Source organism: Duganella lactea (assembly GCF_009857505.1).
Taxonomy (GTDB): domain Bacteria; phylum Pseudomonadota; class Gammaproteobacteria; order Burkholderiales; family Burkholderiaceae_D; genus Rugamonas; species Rugamonas lactea.
This window is the reverse complement of the sequence record NZ_WWCP01000076.1, coordinates 1-6,046: the sequence shown is the minus strand read 5'-3', so window position 1 is coordinate 6,046 and position 6,046 is coordinate 1. Positions and strand designations below refer to the sequence as shown.

Below are 6,046 nucleotides of genomic sequence, written 5' to 3'. Positions count from 1 at the left end.
ATGAGAAAAACATCCATCGAAGCGCCGCCCGATCTTCTTAGGGCCGTTCAGCGCTGGTCCGAGGCGGTCGACTCCGACACGCGAGACGTCATGGCGGTTAGCTTTGAGGTCGCGACGGGCAGCCGGGACCGCGCATTCGTGCACAGGCACCGGAAATCCCAGCTGATGTATACGGTGAAAGGCATGCTGTATTGCACGACCGGGGAAAAGGTCTGGTCCGTTCCGTCAGGTTGCGCGATTTGGATACCCGGGTGGCAGTATCACGGCGTGTTCGCATCGGGCGAGACGAAGTGCCATAGCATTTACCTCGAACCGGGCAAGAATGTCGCGCTTCCCGGACATTGCTGCACGGTTTCGGTCTGCGCGCTGCTGGGGGAGCTGATAAAGCGCGCTTGTACGCAGCAGCGGGCGCCTGATGGCGATGGTCCGGAGTCACGTGTTTTAGGCGTACTGCTCGACGAAATCGCGAGGGCTCCGGTGGAAGATCTGCAGCTGCCCATGCCCAAGGATTCACGCCTGATGAAGCTCGTTTTGATTTTACTGAACGCCCCGTCCCAGCGGGACGGCACTGAAGCCTGGGCGAAGGCCGCCGCCCTGAGCAAGCGCAGCCTTTCCCGACTGTTCCTAGAAGAGACCGGAATGACGCTTCGGCAGTGGAGGCATAGGCTTCATGCCCTGATTGCTGTTGGACTACTGTCCAATGGGCAAAGCGTCCAGACGGCCGCTTTTGAGTTGGGCTACGCCAATTCCAGCAGCTTCATCAAGATGTTTCGCGGAGTCCTCGGCTACCCTCCCGCGCGATTCGTTGCGAAGAGCCTGAGAGAAGAAGCTGAGCCCGTATTTTTTAGCGAGTAAGCTGGGCGCCTATGCGGCGGGCTCCATTTTCCGATGAGGAAGTGATATCGCACCATACCCAATCCAGCGATCCCGATTGCCATGCTTAGCAACTCGCACTCACGCACGACTCTGCCGCTGCCATTTCCCCATCCCCTCCATAAGTGAGTGCTGGAGACGAGGCCAGCCTTGGCGGAAATTTAATTAATTATCATTGCCGACTTAAATGACCTTCTTTAACTTTACTATCTATGGGTATAGACCGCATACAGTCGCCTGTTTCGAAGCTTTCGTGAGCGCAAAAACTCCCAGCGACGCGAGAAAAGCCTTCAGGAGAGAGTTGGATAGGATGCCTCTGTTGCCTGTCTCGATCAACGCAATCCCCCAAGCAGTTCAAGCCCCGCGGCACTCATCACCATTTAGCCAAGCAACTTGCAAGGCACCCGCGAATGCCGAACCGCCTTAACTGAAAATCACTGAATGTGCAATGCTCGATAAACAAGAAACAATGCTGGCGCAACTGTCAGCCATTCGGGAGCTTTGCATAAAGCTACATGTTTATGACTTCGGAAACGGTTATTCTTAATCGTCGTCATTGCAGCATCTAAAGATGGGTGGCCTGAAGGCAGGCAAGGCCGTTACGTCCTGCCTAGGCAAGTCAAATGAGGCAGGGCTGTTATTCCAGGCGATCTTATCTTTGGGCAAAGGCTAGGCATGTCGGTGGTGGCAAACGGCGTCGAGACGGGAAAACACCTCCAAATATTAAAGAAACTGGGCTGCGATGAGAATCATGGGTATTACGTTGCCCAACTATGCAATCACATGAGATGGCTTAAAAAATGAGACGCCGCTTGGTTTTACCGGGCCAGCAAGCAACACAGAGGATAAATAATTTCGAAACAACAGCCCTACTCATGAAATAAATGAAAGATGGGGAAATCAGTCTTCATATTGAGGGCGCTTAGTCGAACAATATAAGTTAATAGCATTTTTAAATATTAGAGGAATAAATGGCTAAAATTCAGATCCCACATTACCTCCTACCTAAACTGGGTTCCGACGCACACTCCGGATTCTGCTTGGTAACTGTTGAATTGTTGGATGGTAGGATATTTTCCAATTTGGTTGTAAAAGACGGGATTTACATCACGGGGCGAAGAACGGACGTCGGCGGCGAGGGGGCATTACCCTTTTCAAGCGGTGAAATTTGCGACATTCAACGATGCGCCTTTGTTTTTTAGACATGTATCTAGCAATTCAATGCCGGTGCTATACATGACTTGGGCAGGTCCTCAAAAATAATGGGCAACTAGGCGTAGCAGAAAAAATATTCGCAATGGTTCTTTTTTTTTCGCATTGAAAAGCCCGATTGCTCCGACCGGCCGAAAAATTTTCTTAATTTATTCCACTGCAGCTTGATATGCTCAATGGTTTCCCACTCTTATTCGCATCCGCTCAAAAAAGGAAAACAGGAGCGTTTCTTTTTATTTGAAATTGCAAATCAACACACCCTTATTCATGCCAGAACATAAGGCAACCTCATCCAAGGCAACATCATGGATGCCATGCTCGGAAATTAGAGATTCAAAAAATACAACAAGGTCTTCGATTGATTAGGCGAGTGCCTTGAGTGATTGGGTAACGTTTATTGAGTCAATAGGCTGCACGTGCATTACCATCGCCATGAAGGAAACGACCTGAAACGCTTAGGAGGCTGAATTTCGAAACGACAACCATACCCCATAATACATACAGAATCTGCAGCTGAGTTTTTTATTTCTCCATTGGGAAATTAAAAATCCCGATGGAATTGAAAAACTCCTATATAAACAATTAATTTTTAGATTGCATTTTTATTCACCAAAAAAAACTCGCTATCCGATCAATATTTCTGCGCCTGCATTAGTGCGGGATCAGCTACCGCTGCGAAAAACAGCAGATATTTTCTAATTATTCAGGGTGCACTAATTATACCAGTGGGGATATATGTTTTTTAATAAATTTAAAGTCAGCACTAGCCTGGTGTTCGGTTTTGGGTTATTACTGATTATTTTAATGATAGTTTCCATCATTAGCATCAGCAAGCTTGCCTCGTTGAATTCTTCGCTTGTGATATGTGTTGATTTTAACGCTGAAGAGGCAAATATCATTTCCAAAGCCTTGGGCGAAGCTCAAAAATCCTCTGCCGCCATGCGGAACCTGATTGTTCTCAGCGACATGCCGAGAATGAAGGTACAGAAAGAAATTTTCGACAGCAGCCTTCAAGCTTATGATATGGCTATATCCGACTTGGAGAAGCTTTTTCAAAGCGATCCCAATACCAGTCCGGAAGAGAAAAATTATCTGATCAAGATCGCGGACATGAAGGCTACGGCTTTGCCCCTAATTAAGAAAGCCGCTGAACTCGGATTTGCCAACGATCCTAGTGCGCCAGATGTTTTGATGGGCGAAACAGGGCCATCGCTTGATAAGTGGGTTAATACATTGATTGAGTTTCGCGAATACGAGAAAAAAATAAGCAATCAAACCGCTAGCGATGCGTATGCGAACTACGAGGCCAGCAGGCTACTAATCATCTCCATTTCAATCGTGGGAATTTTCATATCTATCGCTGCCGGTTATGCTATCACGCAAAGTATTTTGAAACAGTTGGGCGGAGAACCAGCCTATGCAATGACTGTTGCTCAGGAGATCGCGAGCGGCAACCTAAATACCGCGATTGCGGTTCGGGCAGGGGACGGCAGCAGCTTGATGGCCTCCATTAGGCTTATGCGGGATCAACTCGCCGATATCGTCGGGCGCGTGCGAACCGGTACAGATACCATCGCTACAGCTTCGACGCAAATCGCTGCAGGCAACCTCGACCTGTCCTCACGCACCGAGCAACAAGCAAGCTCGCTCGAAGAGACCGCGTCATCGATGGAAGAAATTACCGCCACCGTCAAGCAGAATGCAGACAATGCTCGCCAAGCAAACCAACTTGCCGTGTCGGCATCGGAAGTGGCTCTAAAGGGCGGCGCTGTGGTGGCGCAGGTGGTCGATAAGATGGCGTCGATTAGTCAATCATCCAAAAAAATCGTCGATATCATCGGGGTAATCGATAGCATCGCCTTCCAGACCAATATCCTGGCGCTCAACGCCGCCGTTGAAGCAGCGCGGGCCGGCGAGCAGGGACGAGGTTTTGCCGTAGTTTCCACCGAAGTTCGCAACCTAGCGCACCGTTCCGCCGCCGCCGCCAAGGAAATCAAGATCCTGATAGACGATTCCGTCATCCAGGTGGATGCCGGAGGAAAATTGGTGGACGAAGCAGGCGTAACCATGACCGACATCGTGCATTCCATAACCCGCGTGACCGACATCATGAGCGAAATTGCCTCGGCTAGTCTGGAGCAAAGCACGGGTATCGAACAAGTTAATTCGGCCATTTCTCAAATGGATGAGGTAACCCAGCAGAATGCCGCGCTGGTAGAGGAGGCAGCAGCTGCGGCCAACTCCATGCAAGAGCAGGCCGCAACGTTGTCCCAGATCGTCAGCATTTTCCAGCTGAGGCAACAGACGGCGGCAGGCAGCCACGCGGCAACACCTCTTGCCGAAGTACCATTCTCCCCGCAGACACCAGTGCGGCGCATCGTACTCGTGCCACCTGTGCCTACGCACCCAGTGAAAGAAGTCTCGAAAGCTGACGCGGGAGAGTGGGAGCACTTCTAAGCCCGGTCTGAATCGAGGTTAGTCCAGGATGGTGGGCGCCCATGCCTATTCGGGTCAATTACAGCCAAGCTGTAATCAATTTGCTGCGCCGCCGTGAGTTTCTGTGCTGTTCGTTTGCGCGCAGATTCGACCCGGTATGATTGCCCCGCCTTTTGCACCGCAAGCATTGAAGAGATGCTTTAGGCCTAATGTCGTATGGGTCATCTGGCCAACGCAAAACTATGCCTAAGGTTGGGGCACCATCTCTCGCAAATCAACATGCTGATGCCAAAAAGTGAAATGGTTGCTAAAATGATCAGCAACATCCCAAAGCCGAATTTTAGGCGAGTTCTGACTTTAATTTTATTAAAATACATATTTTACTTATCTTTATAAATATTTTATATTGATTAATTAAATAAAAAATTCCATTACCAATGCGGCGGCCGATCCCGTATTGATATAGCTGAAGCCGTATTGATCAAGTAGCGAATTAAATTAATAAAATCATAGATAACCTGAAAAATCATGATTTATGCAATGATTTCTTCTAACTTCATTGTAATTTTAAATTCATCAATAATAATTCCAACAAAATTAACTATACATATAGCATAGTTTACAATTTGAAACTATGGTTTTCGAATTCACCCTCCTATGCGCTAACGGTCGTTTCCTCCATGAAAAATGGTAATATACGTACAGCCACTTAATTCGACACACTTATGCCAATCACTCAAGGCACTCGCCTAAGCAATCGCAATACCTTATTGGACGTATTAGAATCTCTAATTTCCGAACATAGCGTCCATGACGTTACCTTGGACGAGGTCGCTTTACGTGCTGGCGTAACTAAGGGCGGGTTAATTTATCATTTCAAATCAAAAGAAGCACTCCTCCTTGCTCTTGTTGACCGGATGCGAATACGAGTGGAAAGCCACTGCGTAGATCCAACTGAAGTTGGAAAAAAAACATTAAGAAAATTTTTGACTGATCGAATAAATTACGCATTTTCAATGCAACAAAAAGAAAAAAGAACTATGGCTAATCTTTTGGTTGTAACGTCTAGTTACCCCTCATTGTTAGGACCTGTAAAGGTCATGTATCACAGCGGTATTGAAGCATTAGAGGGAGCAAGCGAGCAAGCTGGACTTTTACTGTCAGTATGGACCGCGCTAGATGGATTTGTTCTCTTAGAGATGCTTAACCTGCACCACTTCTCTGAGTTAGAGAAGAAAGAGATGAAGGCAGCACTTCTTAATCTGGTAAGTCAGCGATTATGTGAAAAATAATTTCAACTTTTAATTTATATTTCATATAAAAATTTAAGCTTAAAATCAATATTAATTTTTGAATATAATTAGTCCGGTCTGAATAATTCAAAATCCGAAGCGTCGCTGTAGGGGGCCTCGAAAAACCGGCCCGGCCGTGGCATGATGTCAGCGCATCAACCTTGACGACTCTGCCATGATGAAACCCAACCTTTTTGCTGCGCAGGAGCGCGAAGCCAAGCTGACGAAGCTGG

At 47.6% G+C, this 6,046-nt stretch carries 5 protein-coding genes; 4 read left to right on the top strand and 1 reads right to left on the bottom strand.

All coding sequences use genetic code 11. The features are described 5' to 3' along the window. The 4 genes from GTP44_RS26625 to GTP44_RS26610 form a co-directional block, all read left to right on the top strand. Positions 1 to 855, top strand: an 855-nt coding sequence (locus GTP44_RS26625; protein ID WP_161021781.1) for an AraC family transcriptional regulator, incomplete at its 5' end; no start/stop codon positions are given. A 657-nt stretch (positions 856 to 1,512) separates the two neighbouring features. Next, positions 1,513 to 1,677, top strand: a complete 165-nt coding sequence (locus GTP44_RS28325; protein ID WP_371867342.1) for an EAL domain-containing protein — start codon at positions 1,513 to 1,515, stop codon at positions 1,675 to 1,677. Positions 1,678 to 2,820: 1,143 nt separating this feature from the next. Then, entirely contained in the window at positions 2,821 to 4,542 is a 1,722-nt protein-coding gene (locus GTP44_RS28095) for a methyl-accepting chemotaxis protein (protein WP_161021779.1), read from the top strand. A 704-nt stretch (positions 4,543 to 5,246) separates the two neighbouring features. Beyond that, positions 5,247 to 5,813, top strand: a complete 567-nt coding sequence (locus GTP44_RS26610; protein WP_161021778.1) for a TetR/AcrR family transcriptional regulator — start codon at positions 5,247 to 5,249, stop codon at positions 5,811 to 5,813. Here GTP44_RS26610 and GTP44_RS27745 read toward each other — a convergent pair. Next, the coding region (locus GTP44_RS27745) for a hypothetical protein (protein WP_229257106.1) at positions 5,779 to 6,046 on the bottom strand (268 nt) is incomplete at its 5' end. The two genes, GTP44_RS26610 and GTP44_RS27745, sit on opposite strands and share 35 nt — an antisense overlap.

What these genes read in the sequence shown, in the direction of transcription:
- GTP44_RS28095 (WP_161021779.1), top strand. Translation starts at nt 2,821, where the DNA reads ATGTTTTTTAATAAATTTAAAGTCAGCACTAGCCTGGTGTTCGGTTTT.
- GTP44_RS26610 (WP_161021778.1), top strand. Translation starts at nt 5,247, where the DNA reads ATGCCAATCACTCAAGGCACTCGCCTAAGCAATCGCAATACCTTATTG.